Below are 21,725 nucleotides of genomic sequence, written 5' to 3'. Positions count from 1 at the left end.
TCGGTACATTTTGCAGAGCTTTTTTTAATCGTGTCGCATCTTAATTTGTAAAGCGATTATTTATTGGGGACGGCGAATCACTTCGATTTGGTAACCGTCCGGATCGGTTAGGAAATAATAATTTTTTCGGCCGTCACCGGAAAGTCCTTTCAGAGGTCCGACCGCATATCCTTTTTGTTGATGTTCTTTATAGGTTGCCTCTAAATCATCCACCCATACGGCCAAATGCCCGTAACCTGTTCCGTGAGTGTAGGGCACCTCCGGATCATAATTGTAGGTGAGTTCCAATTCAAAATCGCTTTCTCCGTCCGATAAAAAAACCAAGGTAAATTTTCCGGCAGGTTGTTCTTTCCGTCTGGATTCATGCATATCTAATGCGTCGGCATAAAAGGCTATCGACCGTTCTAAATCAAATACGCGAATCATTTCATGCGTCATTTTACAATGTGCCATGGTATCCTCCTTTGTTTTTATAACTTCATTCTAAAATAACAAATTAGAATTTGTCAATATAATTCAAAAAAGCACCGTTAGTTACGATGCTTTTTAATGAGGATGCTTAAATTATTTTTGTCCGGATTCAATGAATTGATGCAGCCGTTTATCACTGCGCTTGTGCAGGATGATGAGCAAGCCGATCAGCGCGCAAAGACCAGTACCCAGAGTGGCGAAGACATTGCCATATGTTAGTCCAGCAACCAGATAGCCCAAGAAACTGCAACCAGCAACAACCGTGGCGTAAGGAAGTTGGGTTGATACATGTTGCAGATGGTTGCACCCCGCGCCTGTCGACGACAAAATGGTCGTATCTGAAATAGGGGAGCAATGGTCACCGAAAACGGAGCCTGCCAGTGTTGCTGAGAGCGTGACGGTCATCAATTCGGGGGCGCTGGCTTGACATATAAAAACAACGATGGGAATAAAGATGGCGAAGGTTCCCCAAGCGGTTCCAATGGAGAAAGAGAGCCCGGCAGCAACGGCAAAAACGATAGCCGGGATCAACTGTAGGGGCATGTGTGATGCCCGAATGAGCTGGCCGACAAAAACGCCGGTATTTAAATAATCCTGGCAAAGAGCGCCGATGGTCCAAGCCAGGGTCAGGATAATATAGGCAGGAACCATACTCTTGATCCCTTCGGCAACACCATTAAAAAATTCGTGGAAAGAAATCAACTTTCGCGGAACAAAAAGCAGGAAGGTTAAAACCAATGCCCAAAATCCACCGAGCACTAAAGCGGCAGATGCATTACATCGGCCAAATGCTTCTGAGATAGAGACACCCTTGCCCGACCAAAGACCACCGTTCCACAGCATCGAGAGGACAGAAAAAATAATTAATGCGATGATCGGAATGACGAGATCCAGCACGGTACCTTTTTTTTCGGCTTTTTCATCCCGATCAATCTGGTCAACGGCTCCCAGTTTGCCATGTTTTTGCGCTTCGTATTCGACTTTTTCCATCGGCCCGAATTCCAAATTGGTAACAGAAAGCGTCAAAACCATAATAATGGTTAAAAGGGCATAAAGGTTATAGGGGATAGTCGCAACGAACGCGCCTAATTCGTTGGAGAATTTTCCGGCTTTGACAAGCGTTGATCCAACAGCAGCCGCCCAGCTGGAAATCGGTGCAATAATGCATACGGGCGCGGCTGTCGCATCGATAATATAGGCCAGCTTTGCTCTCGAAATCTTGAATTTGTCCGTGACAGGTTTCATAACCGTTCCAACGGTCAGACAATTAAAATAATCGTCGATGAAAATTAAAACACCCAGAGCGCTGGTAGCCAACTGAACGGCTCTTCGGCTTTTCATTTTAGCGGCAGCCCATTCTCCGTATGCGCGGGAACCTCCGGCTTTCGTAACGACATAAACCAATGTGCCCAATAATGCCAAAAATAATATGATATTGAACTTGTCAGGGGAACCAACGGTTTTGGATACGGTGCCAAATGCCACACCTGCCATCTCGATAATGCCGCCGCCCGTATAAGCGGCGTAGATCATCGAGCCGGAAAGAATGCCAATTAATAAAGATGAGACCACCTCTTTGGTGCAAAGTGCTAAGACAATGGCAAGAATTGGCGGTAAAAGAGACAAAAATCCTACGTTAACTGCATGCATAAAAACCTCTCTTAAAATATAATAGCGAAAATATTTTATCATAATTTAAAGTAAAATTTAAGTTGTTATTGAAAAAATAATCAAATCAAAAATTTAAATTTTAATTTGAATCCAGTTAGAATATTTCATAAAGATTCAAAAGAAATGTCAACACAGCTTGACGCTCATAAACGATTCTGATATGATGTAGCAGTTAAGTAGCCGCACACTGTGGGTCATAAGGTTTAACACCCATTGTGGCGAGACTGGTATGAGGAGGTTTAACCATGTACGCTATTATTAAAACAGGCGGTAAACAATACCGTGTTGCAAAAGATGATGTTATTGAAATTGAAAAGCTGAAGGACAAAACCACGAATGATAAGGTCGTTTTTGATCAGGTTTTGGCTGTTGGTGAAGGCGCTGACTTGAAGATTGGAACACCGGTTGTTAACGGGGCCGCTGTCGAGGCTGAAGTCGTTGAAGCTGGAAAAAGCGATAAAGTCATTGTCTACAAGTACAAGGCGAAAAAAGACTATCGCCGTAAACAAGGACATCGTCAACCCTATATGAAAGTTAAAGTCACGGCAATCGAAGCATAATGATTACAGTTCGCTTTGAAAAATGCGATGGCAACATTCAATCGGTTCGGGTGACGGGACACAGCGGTTATGCAGATGTAGGAGAAGATATTGTTTGCTCTGGCATTTCCGCACTAACAATTGCCGTTATTAATGGATTGACCGAAGTTGTTGGGCTAAAGAATGAAGCGGTTATTGTCTCCCTCGAGCCGGGGCATACGATTTTTAATGTGCCGCTCTCGAACGACCCTCAAAAGAAAGCAGCCATTGCAGCCTTGATAGATACCTATGAACTCAATGTCAGGGCAACAGCGGACGAATATCAAGATTATGTAAAGGTGATAGAGAAAAATACGATAAGCGGAGGTCAATACCATGATTAGAATGAATTTACAATTATTTGCCCATAAAAAAGGAGTTGGGAGTTCTAAGAACGGCCGTGATTCCGAATCTAAGAGATTGGGTGTCAAAAAAGGTGACGGCGCTCACGTAATTGCAGGTAATGTGCTTGTGAGACAGCGTGGTACCAAAATCCATCCTGGGGTCAATGTGGGCAAAGGTGGCGATGATACTTTATTCGCAATGTGCGATGGCGTTGTGGCCTTTGAACACAAGGGCCGTGACCAAAAGCAATGCTCGGTGTATCCGAGAGAAGCTGTTAATTAAAAGTGTCTTTCAAAAGGCTGTCGCATCATGTGTGACAGCCTTTTGTTCATATTACAAAGTAATTGATACCAAAAGGAAATGCAGGTGATGCGCATTGATAGACCAAGTTCAAATTTATGTCAAAGCGGGCCACGGCGGCCACGGCGGCATGACCTTTCACCGAGCGAAATATATCCCAAAAGGCGGACCGGACGGTGGCAACGGCGGCAAAGGCGGCGATGTAATTTTGCAGGCGACCCGCGGTTTAAGGACGCTGGCCCCCTTTAAATATAAAAAGAAATACAAAGCCGGCAACGGTGATGATGGCTCTGCAAGCAAAAGCTCGGGAAAAATGGGAGAAAATATTATCGTCCATGTCCCGGTTGGAACTATTGTTAAAGATAGAAGCACCGGTCGCGTTTTATGTGATCTTAATAAAGATGAACAGCAATGTACCGTTGCCAAAGGCGGCCGGGGTGGTCTCGGAAATTATAATTTTACAACATCGACGAGACAATCCCCGCGATTTGCTCAAGGTGGTTCTAAGGGCGAAGAAAAAACTTTGATTTTAGAACTTAAATTATTGGCGGACGTGGGATTGCTTGGTTTGCCGAATGTTGGCAAATCAACTTTTCTTTCGATTGTTACCAAGGCAAATCCCAAAATTGGAAATTACCCTTTTACGACATTGGAACCTAATTTGGGCGTCGTCGAGTGGAAGAATTTTGATACTTTTGTTGTCGCCGATATTCCCGGTGTCATTGAAGGTGCCTCGGAGGGCGCCGGCATCGGTTTATCTTTTTTGCGACACGTTGAACGCACGAAAATGTTAATTCATTTCCTGGATGTGTCGGAGGACTGTTTTGCCGCAGGCCGAGATCCTTTAGAAGATTTTAATACGATTAATCGGGAATTGGCTGCATATAGCGATCAATTAAAACAAAAACCGCAAATTGTTGCCTTGACAAAATGCGATGTGTCTGATGAAAGAAAAATTCAACGGGTCAAAGAAACACTTGAATTAAAAGGATATGAAGTTTTCTGCATTTCGTCAGTTACCCGGGATGGGATCGATGCATTATTAAGCCGGACGCTTCAGCTGCTTTCCGAAATTCCGGAAACTGAAATTTTTTCTGAAGAAATTTCAGCAGATGACGTGACTTATACCCTGCCGGATCGGCTGCACCGTTCCTTTGATATTAAAAAAGAACAGCGTAGCGGTGGCGAAATGGTCTATTATGTTGAGGCAGACTTCTTAGATCAGCTCATTCATTCGGTTAATTTTGACGATTTGACATCTGTTGGCTATTTCCAAAAACGGCTGAAGGATGCCGGTATCTTTAAAGCATTGGAGGATGCCGGCATTCAAGAAGAAGATATTGTTTCAATCGAAGGCATTGAATTCGAATATTTTAAATAAAGGTGATTTTATTATGTTAACCAGCAAACAACGCAGTCATTTACGGGGCTTGGCATCAAAAGAACAGCCCGTGATTTTAATCGGTAAAAAAGAGATCGAACCGTCACTGATTAATCAGGCAAAAGATGCACTGGTCGCAAGGGAATTGATTAAAGGCAAGGTCCAACAAAATGCGATGATGGATGCCGGAGAAGCTGCTGAACTTCTGGCGAAGGCTCTAAAAGCCGATATTGTCAACGTGATGGGATCAACCTTTGTGCTCTTTAAACGGAATCCGCAAAATATCAAGATAAACATTCCGACTAAAAAAAATCCGAATCCAAAAGCATAACGCTTGCGTTTCTAATGCGAGAAAAAACTATCGAAAAAACTATCATGGAAAAAATCGGTATTATGGGCGGCAGTTTCAATCCCATTCATCTGGGACATTTACATTTGGCTGAATCAGCACGTGTCGAATTTCATTTAGACAAGGTAATCTTTATTCCGGCAGGGGATAATCCTTTTAAGCAAACGAATGTGTCGGTCACGCGCCAACAACGTTTTGAGATGGTTAATATGGCCATTGCATCAAATGCGAAATTTGCCTCTGCATCGATTGAGCTCGATCGTCACGGCAAATCTTATACCATTGATACCATCCGTGAAATCAAAAAAATGTATCCCCGAAGTGAGCTGTATTTCATTACAGGGGCAGATATTATGTTTGAGATTACTCAATGGCGTTCGGCAGAAGAACTTTTGCAAAGCATCAATTTTATCACAGCAACCCGTCCGGGCTATCCAGTTTCTAAATGGCGGCGGCGTGTCCGGCGCTTGCGCAAAAAATACCATGCCAATATCTATGGATTGATGTCGGCAGAAATGGACATCACGTCCACTGAAATTCGCAATCGGATCGCTTCGGGACAGTCTATTAAATATTTAATTCCTGAACCCGTAGAAGCCTATATCGAAACACATCATCTTTACCAAATCAAAGAAGACCGATAATATGACAAACGAGGAATTTTTAAATTTACAAAATCGGCTCAAACAGACATTAAAGCCCCGTCGTTTTATCCATACCCTCGGCGTCATCAAAAGTGCAGAGCAAATGGCGAGGCATTTTAACATTGATAATGAAAAGGCGCGCGTTGCGGCCTTGCTTCACGACTGCGCTAAAAACTATGCAAATGAGAAAATGCTCGACATTGCGCGGGCAGCAAAGCTGCCGCTGGATGAGATCACACTTGCGGAGCCTCAACTGCTCCATGGCCCGGTTGGCGCTGTTGTTGCACGCCAAATATATGGAATCAAAGACGAAGCAATTTTGTCGGCCATTGCGTATCACACGACGGGACGCGAAAACATGCAGCCGCTCGAAAAAATTATTTATCTGGCGGATTTTATCGAACCCGGCCGGCATTATCCCGGTGTCGAGAGCTTGAGGGAAGCCTGCAAAGAAAATGACTTGGATGAAGCGTGTCTCATGGCTTTCTCAAATACCATCAACTATATCAATGCGATCGGAGGGCTCATTCACCCACGAACGATCAATGCACGCAATGCGTTAATTTTAAAAAAGAAATATCAGCCATTAAAAGGAGAAAAGTATCGTGAATCAGGAAAATAACAATCAAATTTTTGATATTTCATCGGAAGCGTTTGCTGATTTGGCACAGTCTTGGATCGAAGACCGCAAAGGGATTCGGACAAAAATCATCGATGTGCGCGGCTCTGCTTCGTATGCGGATTTTTTTGTGATTACCAGCGGTGGGAGCGAACGTCAAGTTCATGCCATTGCCGAAAATATTCAATACGAAGCCTCGAAGCGGGGGATGACGCCCAAAAGCGTCGAGGGAGAACGCACGTCGCGTTGGATCCTATTGGACTATTACGATGTGATCATTCACGTTTTTCATGAGCAGGATCGTGAGTTTTACGATTTGGAGCGGCTTTGGCAGGATAATTTGCGCCCGGCGGCTGAACAATAAATTTTTGATCAAAATGCGAGCGTGTGAAAGAAGGTAACCATGCAAATTGGAATTATTGGTCTGCCAAATGTCGGCAAAAGTACTATTTTTAATGCGATTACAAAAGCGGGTGCAGAATCTGCAAACTATCCCTTTTGCACCATCGATCCCAATGTGGGCGTCGTTTCCGTGCCGGATGAGCGTTTGAAGGTCCTGGGGGAAATGTACCAAACGAAAAAAATCGTTCCGACCACGATTGAATTTGTCGATATTGCTGGTTTGGTTAAAGGAGCCAGCAAAGGGGAAGGTCTGGGCAATAAATTTTTAGCCAATATACGCGAAGTGGATGCAGTTGCCCATGTGGTTCGCTGCTTTGATGATGATAATGTGGTTCACGTATCGGGAAAGATTGACCCCATCGATGACATTGAAACCATTAACTTGGAATTGATTTTTGCAGATTTGGAAATGATTGATCGCCGAATCGATAAGACACGCCGGGCAGCAAAGGCCTCCAAAGAGGCAAAAACACAATTGGCTGTTTTAGAGAAGGTTAAATCCTATTTGGAAGATGGGAAAAAGCCGGATAAAACGGCCTTTAATGATGACGAATGGCATTGGATTTCCCAGCTTCAGATGATCTGCACCAAGCCATTTTTTTATATTGCCAATGTCGCTGAGGATGAATTGCAGGAAGATAACGCTTATGTCACAGCGTTAAAGGGAAAAGTGGCACCGGCGGAAGTGATTAAAATTTCGGCAAAAATAGAAGAAGAAATCGCGATTTTGGATGATGAAGAGCGTGAAGAATTTTTAGCGGCAATGGGCATGTCGTCATCGGGACTCGATCGCGTGATTACCGTAGCCTATCGGCTTTTGGGGCTGATTTCTTTCTTGACGGCCGGACCGGACGAATGCCGTGCTTGGACCGTCCCAAAAGGGACCAAAGCACCAAAAGCGGCGGGAAAAATTCATACGGATATTGAACGGGGATTCATTAAGGCTGAAATCACCTCCTACGATGATTTGATTCAGGCGGGATCCGAAGCAAAGGCAAGAGAGCAGGGCGTCACCCGAACAGAGGGTAAAGATTATATCATGCAGGACGGCGATGTGACTTTTTTCCGGTTTAATGTGTAAATGACAAGGCAGACGATAACCATCAACAAAAAACTGCACCTGTGATTCATAGATCGCGGTGCAGTTTTTGTTTGAAATTTTATTTGCCCATGATACTGCTTTTTTCAGTTGCAGCAATCACAGCATCGGCGACCGCACTGCGGAAACCATTGGCTTCAAGGGAAAGAACCCCTTCAATGGTTGTGCCGGCGGGAGAGGTAACCATATCTTTGAGTTCGCCCGGATGTTTGCCGCTTTCCAGCAGCATTTTGGCAGAACCCAAAACAGTTTGTTCCGCAAAGGTATAGGCCTGCGTTCTCGGCATCCCGGTCTGCACGGCACCATCCGCCAGGGCTTCAATAAACATAAAGACAAAAGCGGGCGCTGAACCGGACAGGCCGGTAACCGCGTCCATTAAAGTTTCCGGTACAATTTCAGCCTTCCCCAAAGAACGGAAAATGGAAAGCACCAAAGCCAATTCCGCATCAGTGACCAGTGCATTGGCCGTCAGAGCGGCCATGCCTTCGCCGACCAGGGCAGGGGTGTTGGGCATAACGCGGATGAGATGAATCTTTTTTTCAAAGCGCGATTCTGTTCGGCGAATGGATTGCCCCGCGGCAATGGTGACAATGACTGTATTCACGTCAACAGCCGATTTGATTTCGTTGATGATCGTCGGATAAACGTTGGGCTTTGTACATAGAAAAAGCACATCGGCATGAGTACAAACATGGATATTAGAAGCTTCACCAATCACGCCGTATGCTTCTGTCAGTTGTCGAAGCTTGTCGCCGTCCGGATCATAAATGTGAATATCGGTTGCGGCAAATTTTTTTGTTTTTAAAATACCTTTAAAAATGGCCTGAGCCATATTACCGGCACCGATAAAGCCGAGTTGTTCCGCCATGAAAATCTCCTTTTAAACTTTAAATACAATGATTGAAAATCTATTTTCATTATAGATATTTTTTTCCATCGATTCAATATAAAATCCTTGACAGATTTTATTCTCCAGTTTACAATATTGAAAGTGATCGTTTGGAGAAGTATCGAAGTGGTCATAACGAGCCGCACTCGAAATGCGGTTGCCCTCCGGGGCACGTGGGTTCGAATCCCACCTTCTCCGCCAGTTTAAATAATTCAATAGCCTCGTGGGGGTGTAGCTCAGCTGGGAGAGCGCGTGATTCGCATTTACGAGGTCAGGGGTTCGAATCCCCTCATCTCCACCATTTTTGAAAGAATAGCTTGGTTTCGGCCAAGTTTTTTTGTGGGAAGATGATTTGGCCGCGACCCGGGTTGTCTTTTTCCTTTTGCATCAGGTCATTGTGATACTGATGCAATTTTTTTATTCTTTCTAAAAAGAAAAATATTCCTTGAGATGATTTGAAGATCCGCTAAAAGCTGTACCGTATTCTGTTTTTTAATTTTATATTGTCATCGTCTTTGGGGAGAACATAAAATCGACACGGATGTCACTTCAAATAGCCGCATAACAAACGCAAGGTTTAACTAAAGGGGTCAGCGCCGCCCAAAATTGTTCCTCCGTTGTTCAGCTCCTTTCTTGGGGATTCAAACTATTTTTATGCGCTCTATCAAAGAAATAATGGATAGAAATAAAAGGACCGTCCCTGAATTTTTAAATACTGATATATTTCCTGAAAATCGTCAGGTCCTTCTTAAAAAATAATTAATTGATAACATTGATTTCCCTTTTTCGCTAAAAATTTTAAGAAATTTTAAGAAAAAGCTTTGGAGAAGCAAAGGTATATGTATTTAACTGAAATTCTACATTTTTTTAAGTTTCAAAAATTGCGATCAAAAGGCATTTCAATTCGTCTGAGAGGAAAACATATTGACAGTTCACCCGGGCGAACAGTAGAATTTATTTTGTAAGGATTTCGAGTCTCCGCTTTTATAATGCACATAAATAGAATTTATTTTAGATATTTGGCGAAAAGTATTGGATGAATGCAACAGAAGGATCATTAGGAGCCCGATACAAAGAAGCCGGGAGACGGTTGTAATCTTTGCCAAGACTGCTGATATGGATAAATGTGTCCAAGCAATGCCAATAATAAAAATAATTTTAATTAAAAAAGTATTTAAAAATGCTTTTTTAATTAAAAACATATGCTATAATAGAGTCATTAAAACATATATGTTATAATTAAATTTTTAGCTCAAAAAATATGGGAGGAAAGAGTGAACGGTAAAGAAAATTTGATGACAATCAAAAGACATGCATTAATGATGATAGCGGCCCTGGCGTTTATGATGATATTTCTGATCCCGGCAACGATGACATCTGTTCATGCTGAAGGTGAAATTACGAGTAAATCAGTTGGGAAATGGGAGGGACAAGAAGCGACCGTTTTTGAATATAATGGCATGAAGTGCTTTTGTGTTGAATCGGACAATAGCGGGCCGAATAAAGCCTTAGGTGAAGATATCAGTAAGAATCCCGATGTGTTTAAAGCGCTTTATTACGGACAATATGGTCAAAAGCCATGGAGTGGCTTTGAAGGCAATGAGGCGAAAGGGGTTGTCGTTACTTCCCGCGTACTCAGCGATTTTTACAAAAATACCAATAATGACGGAATTAAAGGTGTGAAGGAATTTAAAGAATTTCTCAAAACTCAGCCGGCACCGCCGACTAAAGCCACACAGTTCGCGAAATCAGAACTTAAGGTCTCGTGGAATTCAGCGAAAAAGGTTCAGGTTACCGAAGAAAACGAAGTTAAAGGAGACGCGGGTCAAACATTAAGTTTTGTTCTGCCGGAAGGCGTCAGACTGATCAAAAAAGACGGGACGGTCTTAATCAAAAACATCACGCTTTCTGTGGGAGATTCCTTCCATTTAGAAGCTGATGCCGGTGTGACCGGAGAATACAGCACAGGAAGTGTTGGCAAAAATTTTGTTTATCAGCCGTTAATCGTTAAGACAGCGCCCGAAAAACAAAACTTGGGGCACCTTAAAGTTATAAAGGATACTGCAGCGGCTACTTCGTTTAAAGCGCAATGGCTCAAGTTCAGCAATGTGTCCGTCACTAAAAAAGACATCACCAGCAAAAAGGAACTTCCCGGGGCAAAGATGAAAGTCTTGGATGCAAAAACCGGTGATTTGGTCGACGAATGGACCTCTACGCAGAATGCTCACTTCATTAAGAATCTCATAACCGGGAGAGAATACATTCTCAAAGAAGTCGTGGCTCCAAAAGATTACGAGCTGAATCACGAATCGATTAAATTTGTGGCAGGACAGGATCAAACCGTCACGATGTATGATAAACATGTGGCAAAGCCTGTAAAATCTGCGACGAAACCCGGGAAATCTGTAAAAACCGGCGACAACACATCGTTGCTGCTTCCTGTGGCGACCTTCTTGACAGGAGCGGCCGTCTTAATCGTATTGGGCGTGATTGCAAATAAAAGAAAGATGAACAAGAGGGGATAAAAGAATATTTTATTAAGTAAAAAAGCTGAATCTCATTGAATTGAGATTCAGCTTTTTTGTATGCCGAAAACCACGCCTTGGACGCGCGGATGGCTTTTTATATTATGAAGTTGTACCTGATGATTTGGATTTCGCACACTTGGTTTGTGATCCGCTTTAGCAGATATCCTGTTTTGATTTTAACGGAATTATCGGTCGATTAAACCATGGAAAAAACGATATTGATAAAGGGACATTTTTGTCTCATGATTGAAAGTGGCAGACTACAGCAATGAAGAAAAACTGAAACTGACAAAACGTCTGCATATTTTTTATATCGTGGCATTGATTTCGATAGTTATATACTTCATTACTTTGTTTTTTGAACCGGAAACGCCGAGTGCTGTGTTTGATTTTGCCCAGGGTGTGATGCTGGGAATTGCTTTTGGTATGATCGTTATTGGCGTTCTGATGACCAGCACACGTGGACAGCAGCTGCGGAAAATTAAACTGCGACTGTTAAAAAAACACGATGCTGACAATACAATGACACGTTGAATAATGGCGTTGCTTTAACCGGCTGATTTTCCGAGGGAAGGTCAGCCGGGGTTTATTAGGACCGGGGATTTCTTTCCCTCGCGGGAACACTTAAATTATGTAGGGGCTATTGCAGATATGGAATTATCATTTCATCGGTATTTATTTTTATCACTTTGAATTTGGAAATAAAAAAACCACCAGCATTTCATATTTATCCTGATGGTATCTTTTGGTTTGGCGCGCAATTAAATATTTAATGCTGAGCTTTGCCGACAACCTTTCCCACGATTCGAAACTGATCAGAACCTGTAATTAATATGGGATCGTATTTAGTATTGAGCGAAATAAGAGAATGCCCCTTTCGGTCCATCTGCTTGATGTATCCTTCACCGTTAAAAACAAAAATACCAATTTGCCCATCTTCAAGATCTGGTTGCTGGTGAACAAAAACGGTTTCTTCATCGGAAAATTTCGGCTCCATGGAGTCGCCGGAAATCTTCAGTGCAAAATCGGCACTGACTGGTGGATTTTTAAATGCCCGCATTTCAAAGTTTTCGGCATCCAAAAACTGACCGGATCCCGCCGAGGCTTTAAGCAGTTGAAAGGGAAGATCCACCCATCTGGCCACGTCAGAATTGGGTTCCTTTTGCAAAATCCGTTCGAATTCAATATCGATTAAGGTATTCACAGCTTTTCGTCCATAAGGATCCATTTTTCGGATTTTTCTTATCTGTTCCCGCTCTGAATTGGAAATACTCAAATCAAAGGTATCCAGTGCGCCGAAATCATTAAGAGAACATTCAAAAACGTTGGCCAAAGCCTGAAGATTTTTAAGCGTTGGGTTATTGCTTTCGCCTGTTAATAATTTGCTCAATGTGCTGATCGGAATACCGGAGCGGTTCGATAGTTCTTTGGTTGTCAGACGCATCTTTTTCTTGTATTCACTAATTTTTTCAAGTCCCATTTTTTTATTCCTTTCATCACTATTTTGCAATATGACTAAAAAATTGTCAATAAAAAGAAAGAATAAAATTTAATCTTCTTTACGCTCTCTTTTGTTTACAGTATAATATTTAATAAAATCGATATTCAACGGCAAATATATATTTTAAAAATTAATCATGTGATTGGAAGGGATTTTTTATGAAGAAAAAAATTGTGTTGCTTGTTATTTTGATTTTGATAGCCGCCGCCGCCGCGGGGTTTAATGTGTGGAAGCATTACCGACAAAAGGATAGGGTTTCTTCAAAAAGCGTTGGCCAACCAGAAGTGACGGTGCCTAAGGATACAAACAAATCTTTACAGAAAAAGACGACAAAAAACAACACATTGTCACAGGATCAAATTGATCAAATGAAAAAAGATGCAGTGGCCTTTTATCAGGCTGCCCATCAAAAAGATTTTACCAAGGCTAAAACCTATATGACGACTGTTTTTGCAAAGGATCTGGACACAATGCTTTCCGGCGGCGATGCAGCCAATGGCGTTGATGTCGTCCGGGATATCAGCACCTATACAGATGTGAGCTCTCCGATTAATGTTTCAAACCCGTCGGTTATTGCGAAGAACCGAGAGTATCAGATTACATTAAAATTAACAGACCGTTATCAGGCAAAGGTTGGCTTTCAAAAAGTAAATGCAACCTATAAGGTATTTAGCTTCAGCGCTCAAGATTCGGACCTGGGAAACGGCGGATACGCCGGTTCCAGTCAAAAGGGGCAATAAACTTTGAGCTGTACTGTAGATTTTCATTTTTTCAAAAAGATTTGATTTTATGTAAAACTTTGACTATAATAAGACTCAATCATTAAAAATGCTTTGAAAAGGACCGAAGAAAATGGATTCTTCAAGAGAGGGATTGGTTGCTGTGAAAATCCTAAGAATTATTTTCGTGAGACCGCCTTGGAGCAGACCGGGATTGACCGGCTCCGGACGCTGACCGTTACTCAGATAATAAAGAGGGCACCGTTCGTGCCAAAAAGGGTGGAACCGCGTTCAAATCGTCCCTTTATATTCGATATCGAATATAAAGGGATTTTTTTTATTTTAACAATGGAGGATAACATGAAAATCACATTACTTGACGGTGACATCAAAGACTTTGAAAATGGATTGAGTATTTACGAAATGGCTAAATCGCTGAGCATGGGATTAGCTAAAAAAGTGATGGCCGGAATGATTGACGGCAAAGCGGTGGATCTGCGAACCAAGGTTGATCATGATTGTAAGGTCCGTTTTTTAACCTTTGACGACACTGAAGGGAAGAAAGCATTTTGGCATTCGGCATCACATGTCATGGGCCAGGCCATTAAGCGCGTTTGGCCGGATGCCCAGCTGACAATCGGTCCGGCTGTTGACAATGGCTTTTATTACGATGTCGATTTGGAACACGCCATTACGCCGGATGATTACCCAATCATTGAAGCCGAGATGAAAAAGATCGTTAAAGCTGATTATCCCATCGAATATACGGTCAAAAGCCGTGAAGAGGCTCTGGCTTGGGCTGAAAAAGAACATGAAACTTATAAAACGGAACTCATTGAAGCCCTACCGGAAGATGAAACGATTTCTTTTTACGGTCAGGGAGAATGGGCTGACCTTTGCGCCGGACCACATATTCGAAGCACCGGACAAATCAAAGCTTTTAAAATCATGAGCCTGGCCGGCGCTTACTGGCATGGTGATGAAAATAACAAGATGCTGCAGCGGGTTTATGGGGTTGCCTTCCCGAAGAAATCTTTGCTGGATGAACACCTGGCTAAATTAGAAGAGGCTCAAAAGCGCGACCATCGCAAACTTGGCCCGCAGCTGGATTTGTTTTTCTTGGACGATACTGCCCCGGGAATGCCTTACTGGCTGCCGAAAGGATGGAAACTTTTTAATACCTTATTGGAATTCTGGCGGGATGAACACGAAAAACGCGGTTATCAGGAAATTTCCTCGCCCCAGATCAATTACAATAAACTTTGGCGCCAGTCTGGCCATTGGGACCATTACAAAGATAATATGTTTGTGATCCCGGTCAGCGAAAATGAAATTTATGGCGTTAAGCCGATGAACTGCCCGAATGCCATCGTGGTTTACAAACGCAAAACCAGAAGCTATCGCGATCTGCCCCTGCGCTTATCAGATTGTGATGTGCTCCACCGGAAGGAAAAATCCGGCCAGCTGCACGGGTTATTGCGCGTACAGATGTTTCGTCAGGATGATTCGCATAACTTCATTACAGAAGATCAGATCTATGATGAAATTAATGAAATCTTGGATATTGCCGATTTGTTCTACGGTATTTTCGGACTGGAGTATCGCCCGGAATTATCGACACGGCCGGCGGATTTCATGGGAGACATCGCCCTCTGGGATAAAGCGGAAGCCGCATTAAAAGAAATCTTAGATAAGCGTTATGGCGAAGGCGGTTATGATGTCAATGAAGGCGACGGCGCATTTTACGGCCCGAAAATCGATATCATGATGAAAGATGCCCTGGATCGAACCTGGCAGATGGGGACCATTCAGGTGGACTTCCAATTGCCGAGAAACTTTGACTTGACTTATATGGACAAAGACGGAGAACTTAAAGTGCCGGTGATGATTCACCGCGTTATTTATGGTTCGTTGGAAAGATTTATTGGATTGCTTATCGAGAGCACTGCCGGCAAGTTCCCGTTCTGGCTGTCACCCGTGCAGGTTGGGATCGTTCCAGTGAGAGAATTCCACAATGAATATGCCCAGAGCATTGCAGATCAGCTGCGCGACCATCGCATCCGCGTTGAAGTCGACGATCGCGATGCCCAGATGGGGGGGAAAATTTCCAAATTCCGAAAAGAGCTCCTGCCGTATATTCTGATTGTCGGCGACAAGGAAAAAGAAGCCAACGCCGTTTCAGTTCGAATCCGAGATGGCGTGCAGCTGCATGATATCCCCGTGGATGCTTTTCTGAAAGTCGTCGATGTCATGAATAAAAAACGGGAACTGCAGCTGCGGGATTCCTTCGCATAAATTATAATTAGCACTTGACATCGGCGAAGGGCTTTTCTATAATGATCAAAGAAACAAAGTGGAGGCGACGCCTCTCACCTATCTCGTTGGGAGAATGGGTCATAAGACTTTAACAAGCTTTTGATGCAGGTGATTTGTTTCACCTGCTTTTTTTATTTGTGTAATGGGAGGTGTATTACAATAGCAAAGAGAAAAGACATGCAGCACGAAATCAACGAACGAATTCGTGATCGCGAAGTCAGGGTCGTCGGCCCTAATGGGGATATGCTCGGCGTCATGGCTCCAAGGGATGCTCAGAAAATTGCCGATGAAAATGATTTAGATCTGGTTAAAGTATCTCCACACGCAAAACCGCCGGTTTGTAAAATTTTAGACTACGGGAAATTTCGCTATGAAGAAGAACGCAGGTTAAAAGAAGCCAAAAAGAAACAAAAAGCCGTCAGCATTAAAGAAATCCGGATGTCCGTCCGTGTTGAGGAACACGATATTCAGGTTAAGGCGAAAAATGCCGAAAAATTTTTAATGCAAGGGCATCGCGTCAAATTGACTATTCGATTCAGAGGTCGTGAAATGGCCTATACCAATCAGGGAAAACAGGTGCTTCTCGATTTTGCCAAGCGGCTTGAAGAAGTCGGAACAGTCGAGAAAAATCCGAAACTGGAAGGCCGCAATATGTCCATTTTCTTAACGCCAAAGGGCCATAAGGATAAATCAAAGAAAAAACAAGGAAAAGAAGAATAAAAGTTACGCAAGTATAGGAGGAAGAATCATGCCAAAGATGAAATCACATCGCGGGTCTGCGAAACGTTTTAAAATTAAGAAATCCGGTGTTATCAAACGAGCAAAAGCTTATAAAAGTCACATTTTAAACAAGAAAACTCAAAAGCGGAAAAGAAAGCTGAGAAAGGCCGGTTATTTGGTCCCCAGCAATGCCAAAAATATTCGCAAAATGTTGTTAAAATAACCGTGGGAACAAGGAGGAAATAAAATGGCTCGAATTAAAAAAGGGGTTAATGCCCATAAAAAACATAAAAAGATTTTAAAGCTTGCAAAGGGTTATTACGGCGCAAAGAGCAAATTATACCGCCCGGCCAACGAAGCGGTTATGCGAGCTCTGCGCTCTGCTTACAGCGGCCGTAAACAGAAGAAACGTGATTATCGCAAACTTTGGATCACCAGGATCAATGCTGCTGCACATTTGAACGATCTGAGCTATAGCAAGATGATGCATGGTTTGAAAGTTGCCAATGTAGCCATTGACCGCAAAATTCTGGCTGACCTGGCGATGAATGACGCCGCTGCGTTTAGTAAGCTGGCAGAAGTCGCAAAAGAAAATCTTTAAATGTGTCGGCCGACCCGGAGAATTCAGTATTTTACCGGATTTCGATCTGTTTTTGAAACACAATTTATGCAAAAATTTCCAGACATTATCTCGTCAAAACAAAATCCGCTGATTAAGGAAATTAGGGCTCTATCTCGGCGGAAAAACAGAGACCTGAGCGGCCGCTATTTTTTTGAAGGGTGGAAACTGACCCGGGAGGCAATAGCGGCTCAAATTCCCATCGACCATATTTTGGTCAGTCAAAGCTGGCTTCAAAAGAACGCGGCATTAACGGCTGCTTTCCCGCTTGAACACACGGTCGTTGCAGATACCGTGATGACCCATTTGTCGTCTCAGATGCATCCGGAAGGTATTTTGTGCGTGGCCAGAAAAAAGGAAGCAAAAGAGGGGATTTGTCATAAATACATCCTATTGGACGGGGTGTCTGATCCCGGGAATATGGGAGCCATCATTCGAACGGCTGATGCTGCCGGTTTTGATATCGTTGTTTGTTTAGATAATTGTGTGGATATTTACAATGAAAAAACGTTGCGCGCGTCAATGGGATCCTGCTTTCATTTGCCGATAAAGACCAATCGGCTGTTACAGACTGTTATTGACGAATTAAAAGAAAACAAGATTCAGATCATCGGCGCTTCGCTTCAGGGAAAAACGTCTCTGAGGCCGCCGCAGGCAACCGGATGTTTATCCGGATTCGCATTGATTTTGGGCAGTGAATCCCATGGGATTCGCCCTGAAATAGAGGCACAATGCGATTCTCTTTGGAAACTGCCTATCTTAGGGAAGGCTGAGTCTTTGAATGTTGCCGTTGCTGCAGGCATTATGATGTATGCTTGTCAATCATATTTTTGCAATGAAGAAGTTTGTACCGCAAATGGTGAAGGTTCTTAAGAGAGAATACCAGTCGCTGGGAGGTATTTGAACCCTTTGCGGGAAGTTTCGCTTCTGAGCATTTCGGCTGAAACTGAGTAGGCCGAAACGTACGACCTGCGTTATGTGTTTGAGTGATTCGGCATGAATATTTTTTTGTGTCGGGTAAGCAAGGTGGTACCGCGGAATTTTCGTCCTTATATTTTTGAGAATATTTGAGAATATAAGGATTTTTTTATTTGAAAGGAGTTTATGCCGTGAAAGATCAATTAGATCAAATAAAGAAGAAATTTCAGGAAGAAATGGCCAAAGTCAAGGATATGAAAGAGCTGGATCGTGTCCGCATTCAATTCCTGGGGAAAAGGGGAGCGATGACGCAATTCATGAAAGGAATGGGAAAGCTTTCCAAAGAAGAGCGCCCCGTCATCGGCAAATTGGCTAACGACGTTCGTCAGGAAATTCAAAACGGACTGAACAGCTTCAAACACGAAATGGAGACAAAGGCTCTGGAGGCCCGCCTGACAAAAGAGCGCATCGATGTGACCCTCCCCGGAAAAGCGCCGGCAATCGGCGGCCATCATCCTTTGGATATCGTTACGGATGAATTGGAAAATATATTTCTGGGAATGGGATTTTCGATTGTCGAAGGGCCGGAAATTGAGTGGGTTAAGTATAATTTTGACGATTTGAACATGCCTTTGGATCATTCGTCGCGAGACAAACAGGAATCTTTTTATTATCGGGAAAATATGGTGCTAAGAACGCAAACGTCGCCGGTTCAGGTTCGGACCATGCTCGAGCAAAAGCCGCCGCTGCGCATTATTTCCCCCGGGCGCGTGTATCGCTCCGATGAAATTGACGCGACGCATTCTCCGGTCTTCCACCAAATGGAAGGGCTTGTGATCGATAAGGGGATTACCATGTCTGATCTGAAGGGAACGATGGATCTTTTCGCCAAGCAGTTATTTGGCAACAAAACAAAAACCAAATTTCGCCCCCATCAGTTCTATTTCACAGAACCCTCGGCTGAAATGGACGTGACCTGTTTCAGATGCGGCGGTGAAGGCTGTTCCGTTTGTGACGATTCCGGCTGGGTCGAACTTTTGGGATGCGGGATGGTGCATCCCAATGTGCTCAAGGCCTGCGGCATTGATCCGAAAGTTTATTCCGGTTTTGCCTTTGGCCTCGGCCTCGACCGCATCGCACTGACCAAATACGGTATTACAGACTTGCGGATTTTATTTGAAAATGATATCCGTTTTTTAGAACAATTTAAATAATCGGAGGGAAAACATGCTTGTATCTTTAAATTGGTTAAAAGAATATGTCAACGTTGATCAGGATGTTAAGACCTTTGGGGATATTCTGACCATGACCGGCACGAAGGTCGAAACGATCCAGCCGGTTAATCCCAATGTTCAAGGCATTTTAACGGGTAAAATCACAAGGATTGCCAAACATCCCAATTCCGATAAATTGCAGATTTGCGATGTCGATTTTGGCGATCAGACGCTTCCGATTATTACCAGCGCAAAAAATGTTTTTGTGGGCGCCGTGGTTCCCGTTGCCGTGGCCGGGTCTGTTATCGCAGACGGCTCAAAAATGAAGCCAACCTCATTCCGTGGGATTGAATCGCCGGGAATGATGTGCTCGGTGGAAGAGATGGGACTGGATACCGGCCTTTTTAGCCAGGAAATCATGAACGGCATTTATATTTTGCCCGAAGATACGAAACTGGGGCAGGAAATTCGAGATCTTTTTTGGGTTAACGACCAAATCATCGATGTGGAATTAACGGCCAACCGCAGCGACTGCCAATCGATTTATGGGATTGCCCGGGAAGCCGCGGCGGCCTTGGACGAACCCATTGAGCCGATCACGCTTTATCAGGAGGCACAGGAAATTCAGGATGTGCTGCCGATTGAAAATTTCCTGAAGGTCTCCGTTGAAAGCGATCTGTGCCCCCGTTACACCGCGCGGATGTTTAAAGTCAATAAAATTGAACCCTCACCCATCTGGATGCAGCGTAAATTGCTGAACAGCGGCGTTCGGCCGATTAATAATATTGTGGATGTGACCAATTATGTGATGCTGGAAGTCGGTCAGCCCCTCCATGCTTTTGATTATCAAAGCATCGGCAGTCAGGAAATCATTGTCAAACAATGTGACGATCAATCTGTCACGACATTGGATGGTCAGGAACGTGCCATTGATGCCGAAATGTTGATGATTACCAATGGGCGAAAACCGATTGCCGTCGCTGGCATCATGGGCGGACTCAACTCAGAAATCACCGATCAAACAGAATATGTCGTGCTGGAATCAGCCTGCTTCGATAAAACGAGCGTCCGCAAAACTTCCCGCAAGACGGGGCTCAGAACAGAAACCTCTGCGCGCTACGAAAAGGGAACTTTTCCGGGATTGTGTGAAGTCGCCGCGCTCAGAGCTGCCTATCTCTTTGAATCCACTGGCGCTTGCGAGGTCATTCCAGGGATGATTGATATTTATCCGCATCCGGAAGAAGCCCATACCATTACAGTGGATCCGCAATGGATCAGCCGGTTTCTGGGCATTGATATTTCAGCCGATGACATTGTAAAAATTTTAAATCGGCTGTTCCTTGAAGTTCAGCCCGCAGACGGTCAACGGTTGAAAGTCATCGTCCCCGAATATCGCCGGGATCTGCGCATTCGTGAAGATATCGCTGAAGAAGTGGCGCGCATTTATGGCTATGACCACATCCCAAACACCATCATGGGCGGAACGACTTTGGTCGGCCTTAAAACCGACGCGCAGGTATTTAAAACGAAGATTGAAGACCTGCTCATTGGTTCGGGCTATTTCCAAACCATGACCACGTCATTCACATCGCTTAAAACCATTCATGACATGCAGATGGATGAGGTGGAAGCACCGGTGGTCATCATGAATCCCCTGGGCGAAGACAGTGCCGTGATGCGCTTCACTTTGGCCGGCGAGCAATTGTCGCTGATTGCTCTGAACCACAGCCGAAAAAATCCGTCAGGCCGTTTTTTCGAGATCGCATCGACCTATCATGTGAATTCGGATACCAGTGATTTGCCGATTGAAACCAAACATCTGGTGATGACAAGCTATAATGCTGACGATTTCTACAGCTTTAAAGGGGTGACGGAGCGCATTCTTGCGGAAGTCGGCCGAACATCCGTTCGCTTTGAAGCCGGCGGGGACCATTTGTTCCATCCGGGGAGAAAGGCGATCATTTCAATCGATGGCGTATCGGTCGGGCAGATGGGTGAAATTCATCCAATCGTCGCGAAAAAATTCGCATTGCCGAAGCATACGCTCCTGGCAGAATTCGATTTTAACATCCTGACCGAAATGGCATCCGACCGAATCATTCATTTTGATGATTTGCCGAAATATCCTTCTTCAAACCGGGATTTGGCAGTGATCGTGCCGGAAGCATTGCCATCTTCAGCGGTCTGGGAAATTATCGAAGATCATCATGCCGACATCATGGAATCCATTGATCTCTTTGATGTCTACCGCGGGGAACAAATCGGCGAAGGCAAGAAGAGTTTGGCATTTTCCATGACGTTCCGCCATGCTGAACGAACATTAACCGACGACGACATTAATCCGATTGTCGACGCCATCGTGTCTGATTTGGAAACGAAACTTCACGCCCAACTGCGCGATGAATAATTCAAATACGACGGAAGCGCTGCTGGCCATTTCCC

General features: G+C 43.9%; 22 protein-coding genes, 2 tRNA genes, 1 pseudogene and 2 other annotated features. Of the genes and pseudogenes, 21 read left to right on the top strand and 4 right to left on the bottom strand.

Going from position 1 to position 21,725, the window contains the following annotated elements:
• Positions 1–60: 60 nt before the first annotated feature.
• Positions 61–453, bottom strand: coding sequence for a lactoylglutathione lyase (gene gloA / locus HMPREF0721_RS02820; RefSeq protein WP_006598026.1), 393 nt, complete (start codon positions 451–453; stop codon positions 61–63).
• A 111-nt stretch (positions 454–564) separates the two neighbouring features.
• Complete coding sequence (locus HMPREF0721_RS02815; RefSeq protein ID WP_040639863.1) at positions 565–2,121, bottom strand: Na+/H+ antiporter NhaC family protein; 1,557 nt, start codon at positions 2,119–2,121, stop codon at positions 565–567.
• A gap of 266 nt (positions 2,122–2,387) precedes the next feature.
• Between HMPREF0721_RS02815 and rplU the strand changes: the two genes are divergently transcribed.
• The 9 genes from rplU (at position 2,388) to ychF (ending at position 7,841) form a co-directional block, all read left to right on the top strand.
• A complete protein-coding gene (gene rplU / locus HMPREF0721_RS02810; protein ID WP_006598024.1) occupies positions 2,388–2,702 on the top strand; it encodes a 50S ribosomal protein L21 in 315 nt (104 codons plus the stop codon).
• Positions 2,702–3,064, top strand: a complete 363-nt coding sequence (locus HMPREF0721_RS02805) for a ribosomal-processing cysteine protease Prp (protein WP_006598023.1) — start codon at positions 2,702–2,704, stop codon at positions 3,062–3,064. Before rplU ends, HMPREF0721_RS02805 begins: the two co-directional genes overlap by 1 nt.
• Complete coding sequence (gene rpmA, locus HMPREF0721_RS02800) at positions 3,057–3,347, top strand: 50S ribosomal protein L27 (RefSeq protein WP_006598022.1); 291 nt, start codon at positions 3,057–3,059, stop codon at positions 3,345–3,347. Before HMPREF0721_RS02805 ends, rpmA begins: the two co-directional genes overlap by 8 nt.
• A gap of 94 nt (positions 3,348–3,441) precedes the next feature.
• Positions 3,442–4,746, top strand: coding sequence for a GTPase ObgE (gene obgE, locus HMPREF0721_RS02795; RefSeq protein ID WP_006598021.1), 1,305 nt, complete (start codon positions 3,442–3,444; stop codon positions 4,744–4,746).
• A gap of 13 nt (positions 4,747–4,759) precedes the next feature.
• Positions 4,760–5,077 carry a YhbY family RNA-binding protein gene (locus HMPREF0721_RS02790; protein ID WP_006598020.1) on the top strand — a complete coding sequence of 106 codons (318 nt, stop codon included), beginning with the start codon at positions 4,760–4,762 and terminating at the stop codon, positions 5,075–5,077.
• A 44-nt stretch (positions 5,078–5,121) separates the two neighbouring features.
• A complete protein-coding gene (nadD, locus tag HMPREF0721_RS02785) occupies positions 5,122–5,739 on the top strand; it encodes a nicotinate-nucleotide adenylyltransferase (RefSeq protein ID WP_040640209.1) in 618 nt (205 codons plus the stop codon).
• A gap of 1 nt (position 5,740) precedes the next feature.
• A complete protein-coding gene (gene yqeK / locus HMPREF0721_RS02780; RefSeq protein ID WP_006598018.1) occupies positions 5,741–6,361 on the top strand; it encodes a bis(5'-nucleosyl)-tetraphosphatase (symmetrical) YqeK in 621 nt (206 codons plus the stop codon).
• Positions 6,345–6,722 carry a ribosome silencing factor gene (gene rsfS / locus HMPREF0721_RS02775; protein WP_006598017.1) on the top strand — a complete coding sequence of 126 codons (378 nt, stop codon included), beginning with the start codon at positions 6,345–6,347 and terminating at the stop codon, positions 6,720–6,722. The genes yqeK and rsfS overlap by 17 nt, the downstream gene beginning before the upstream one ends.
• A gap of 39 nt (positions 6,723–6,761) precedes the next feature.
• Complete coding sequence (gene ychF, locus HMPREF0721_RS02770) at positions 6,762–7,841, top strand: redox-regulated ATPase YchF (protein ID WP_006598016.1); 1,080 nt, start codon at positions 6,762–6,764, stop codon at positions 7,839–7,841.
• Between the two features lie 79 nt (positions 7,842–7,920).
• On the opposite strand, the gene proC is transcribed toward ychF, so the two are convergent.
• A complete protein-coding gene (gene proC, locus HMPREF0721_RS02765) occupies positions 7,921–8,727 on the bottom strand; it encodes a pyrroline-5-carboxylate reductase (protein WP_006598015.1) in 807 nt (268 codons plus the stop codon).
• Positions 8,728–8,860: 133 nt separating this feature from the next.
• Between proC and HMPREF0721_RS02760 the strand changes: the two genes are divergently transcribed.
• The 4 genes from HMPREF0721_RS02760 to HMPREF0721_RS02745 all read left to right on the top strand — a co-directional run bounded on the left by HMPREF0721_RS02760 (position 8,861) and on the right by HMPREF0721_RS02745 (position 11,810).
• A tRNA-Ser gene (locus HMPREF0721_RS02760) sits at positions 8,861–8,949 on the top strand.
• Between the two features lie 24 nt (positions 8,950–8,973).
• A tRNA-Ala gene (locus tag HMPREF0721_RS02755) sits at positions 8,974–9,049 on the top strand.
• 973 nt (positions 9,050–10,022) lie between these two features.
• Positions 10,023–11,273: a prealbumin-like fold domain-containing protein gene (locus tag HMPREF0721_RS02750; protein WP_156788682.1), complete on the top strand. Its 1,251-nt coding sequence runs from the start codon at positions 10,023–10,025 to the stop codon at positions 11,271–11,273.
• 255 nt (positions 11,274–11,528) lie between these two features.
• A complete protein-coding gene (locus HMPREF0721_RS02745) occupies positions 11,529–11,810 on the top strand; it encodes a hypothetical protein (RefSeq protein ID WP_156788681.1) in 282 nt (93 codons plus the stop codon).
• A 235-nt stretch (positions 11,811–12,045) separates the two neighbouring features.
• Here the strand turns inward: HMPREF0721_RS02745 and HMPREF0721_RS02740 are convergent, their stop codons facing one another.
• Positions 12,046–12,756, bottom strand: a complete 711-nt coding sequence (locus HMPREF0721_RS02740; protein WP_050786948.1) for a LexA family transcriptional regulator — start codon at positions 12,754–12,756, stop codon at positions 12,046–12,048.
• 179 nt (positions 12,757–12,935) lie between these two features.
• Between HMPREF0721_RS02740 and HMPREF0721_RS02735 the strand changes: the two genes are divergently transcribed.
• The 8 genes and pseudogenes from HMPREF0721_RS02735 (at position 12,936) to pheT (ending at position 21,690) form a co-directional block, all read left to right on the top strand.
• The gene (locus tag HMPREF0721_RS02735) at positions 12,936–13,517 is read left to right on the top strand and encodes a hypothetical protein (RefSeq protein ID WP_006598008.1); all 582 of its coding nucleotides are present in this window, start codon (positions 12,936–12,938) and stop codon (positions 13,515–13,517) included.
• A gap of 84 nt (positions 13,518–13,601) precedes the next feature.
• Positions 13,602–13,803, top strand: a binding site (T-box leader).
• A 53-nt stretch (positions 13,804–13,856) separates the two neighbouring features.
• Positions 13,857–15,791 (top strand): threonine--tRNA ligase, encoded by a 1,935-nt coding sequence (gene thrS, locus HMPREF0721_RS02730; RefSeq protein ID WP_006598007.1) that lies wholly within the window; start codon positions 13,857–13,859, stop codon positions 15,789–15,791.
• A gap of 123 nt (positions 15,792–15,914) precedes the next feature.
• Positions 15,915–16,532: a translation initiation factor IF-3 gene (gene infC, locus HMPREF0721_RS02725; RefSeq protein ID WP_006598006.1), complete on the top strand. Its 618-nt coding sequence runs from the start codon at positions 15,915–15,917 to the stop codon at positions 16,530–16,532.
• Positions 16,533–16,560: 28 nt separating this feature from the next.
• Positions 16,561–16,755, top strand: a complete 195-nt coding sequence (rpmI, locus tag HMPREF0721_RS02720) for a 50S ribosomal protein L35 (protein ID WP_006598005.1) — start codon at positions 16,561–16,563, stop codon at positions 16,753–16,755.
• Between the two features lie 24 nt (positions 16,756–16,779).
• A complete protein-coding gene (gene rplT / locus HMPREF0721_RS02715; RefSeq protein WP_006598004.1) occupies positions 16,780–17,133 on the top strand; it encodes a 50S ribosomal protein L20 in 354 nt (117 codons plus the stop codon).
• Positions 17,134–17,952, top strand: a pseudogene (locus tag HMPREF0721_RS12760) (TrmH family RNA methyltransferase); the annotation flags it as partial. It lies immediately after the preceding gene.
• A 25-nt stretch (positions 17,953–17,977) separates the two neighbouring features.
• Positions 17,978–18,205, top strand: a binding site (T-box leader).
• A gap of 55 nt (positions 18,206–18,260) precedes the next feature.
• The gene (gene pheS / locus HMPREF0721_RS02705; RefSeq protein ID WP_040639862.1) at positions 18,261–19,283 is read left to right on the top strand and encodes a phenylalanine--tRNA ligase subunit alpha; all 1,023 of its coding nucleotides are present in this window, start codon (positions 18,261–18,263) and stop codon (positions 19,281–19,283) included.
• Between the two features lie 13 nt (positions 19,284–19,296).
• Positions 19,297–21,690, top strand: coding sequence for a phenylalanine--tRNA ligase subunit beta (gene pheT / locus HMPREF0721_RS02700; RefSeq protein ID WP_006598002.1), 2,394 nt, complete (start codon positions 19,297–19,299; stop codon positions 21,688–21,690).
• Positions 21,691–21,725: the final 35 nt, after the last annotated feature.

The sequence above is a fragment of the Pseudoramibacter alactolyticus ATCC 23263 genome, assembly GCF_000185505.1.
GTDB lineage: Bacteria > Bacillota > Clostridia > Eubacteriales > Eubacteriaceae > Pseudoramibacter > Pseudoramibacter alactolyticus.
The sequence above is the reverse complement of the archived record's forward strand: the minus strand, read 5'-3'. Positions and strand labels throughout refer to the sequence as shown.

Excerpts from the sequence above, each read along its gene's own strand:
- rplU (WP_006598024.1), top strand. The coding sequence starts at position 2,388 with ATGTACGCTATTATTAAAACAGGCGGTAAACAATACCGTGTTGCAAAA.
- rpmI (WP_006598005.1), top strand. The coding sequence starts at position 16,561 with ATGCCAAAGATGAAATCACATCGCGGGTCTGCGAAACGTTTTAAAATT.
- ychF (WP_006598016.1), top strand. The coding sequence starts at position 6,762 with ATGCAAATTGGAATTATTGGTCTGCCAAATGTCGGCAAAAGTACTATT.
- gloA (WP_006598026.1), bottom strand. The coding sequence starts at position 453 with ATGGCACATTGTAAAATGACGCATGAAATGATTCGCGTATTTGATTTA.
- rpmA (WP_006598022.1), top strand. The coding sequence starts at position 3,057 with ATGATTAGAATGAATTTACAATTATTTGCCCATAAAAAAGGAGTTGGG.
- proC (WP_006598015.1), bottom strand. The coding sequence starts at position 8,727 with ATGGCGGAACAACTCGGCTTTATCGGTGCCGGTAATATGGCTCAGGCC.
- HMPREF0721_RS02735 (WP_006598008.1), top strand. The coding sequence starts at position 12,936 with ATGAAGAAAAAAATTGTGTTGCTTGTTATTTTGATTTTGATAGCCGCC.
- HMPREF0721_RS02815 (WP_040639863.1), bottom strand. The coding sequence starts at position 2,121 with ATGCATGCAGTTAACGTAGGATTTTTGTCTCTTTTACCGCCAATTCTT.
- thrS (WP_006598007.1), top strand. The coding sequence starts at position 13,857 with ATGAAAATCACATTACTTGACGGTGACATCAAAGACTTTGAAAATGGA.
- pheT (WP_006598002.1), top strand. The coding sequence starts at position 19,297 with ATGCTTGTATCTTTAAATTGGTTAAAAGAATATGTCAACGTTGATCAG.
- HMPREF0721_RS02790 (WP_006598020.1), top strand. The coding sequence starts at position 4,760 with ATGTTAACCAGCAAACAACGCAGTCATTTACGGGGCTTGGCATCAAAA.
- rplT (WP_006598004.1), top strand. The coding sequence starts at position 16,780 with ATGGCTCGAATTAAAAAAGGGGTTAATGCCCATAAAAAACATAAAAAG.
- HMPREF0721_RS02740 (WP_050786948.1), bottom strand. The coding sequence starts at position 12,756 with ATGGGACTTGAAAAAATTAGTGAATACAAGAAAAAGATGCGTCTGACA.
- yqeK (WP_006598018.1), top strand. The coding sequence starts at position 5,741 with ATGACAAACGAGGAATTTTTAAATTTACAAAATCGGCTCAAACAGACA.
- infC (WP_006598006.1), top strand. The coding sequence starts at position 15,915 with ATGCAGGTGATTTGTTTCACCTGCTTTTTTTATTTGTGTAATGGGAGG.
- HMPREF0721_RS02805 (WP_006598023.1), top strand. The coding sequence starts at position 2,702 with ATGATTACAGTTCGCTTTGAAAAATGCGATGGCAACATTCAATCGGTT.
- nadD (WP_040640209.1), top strand. The coding sequence starts at position 5,122 with ATGGAAAAAATCGGTATTATGGGCGGCAGTTTCAATCCCATTCATCTG.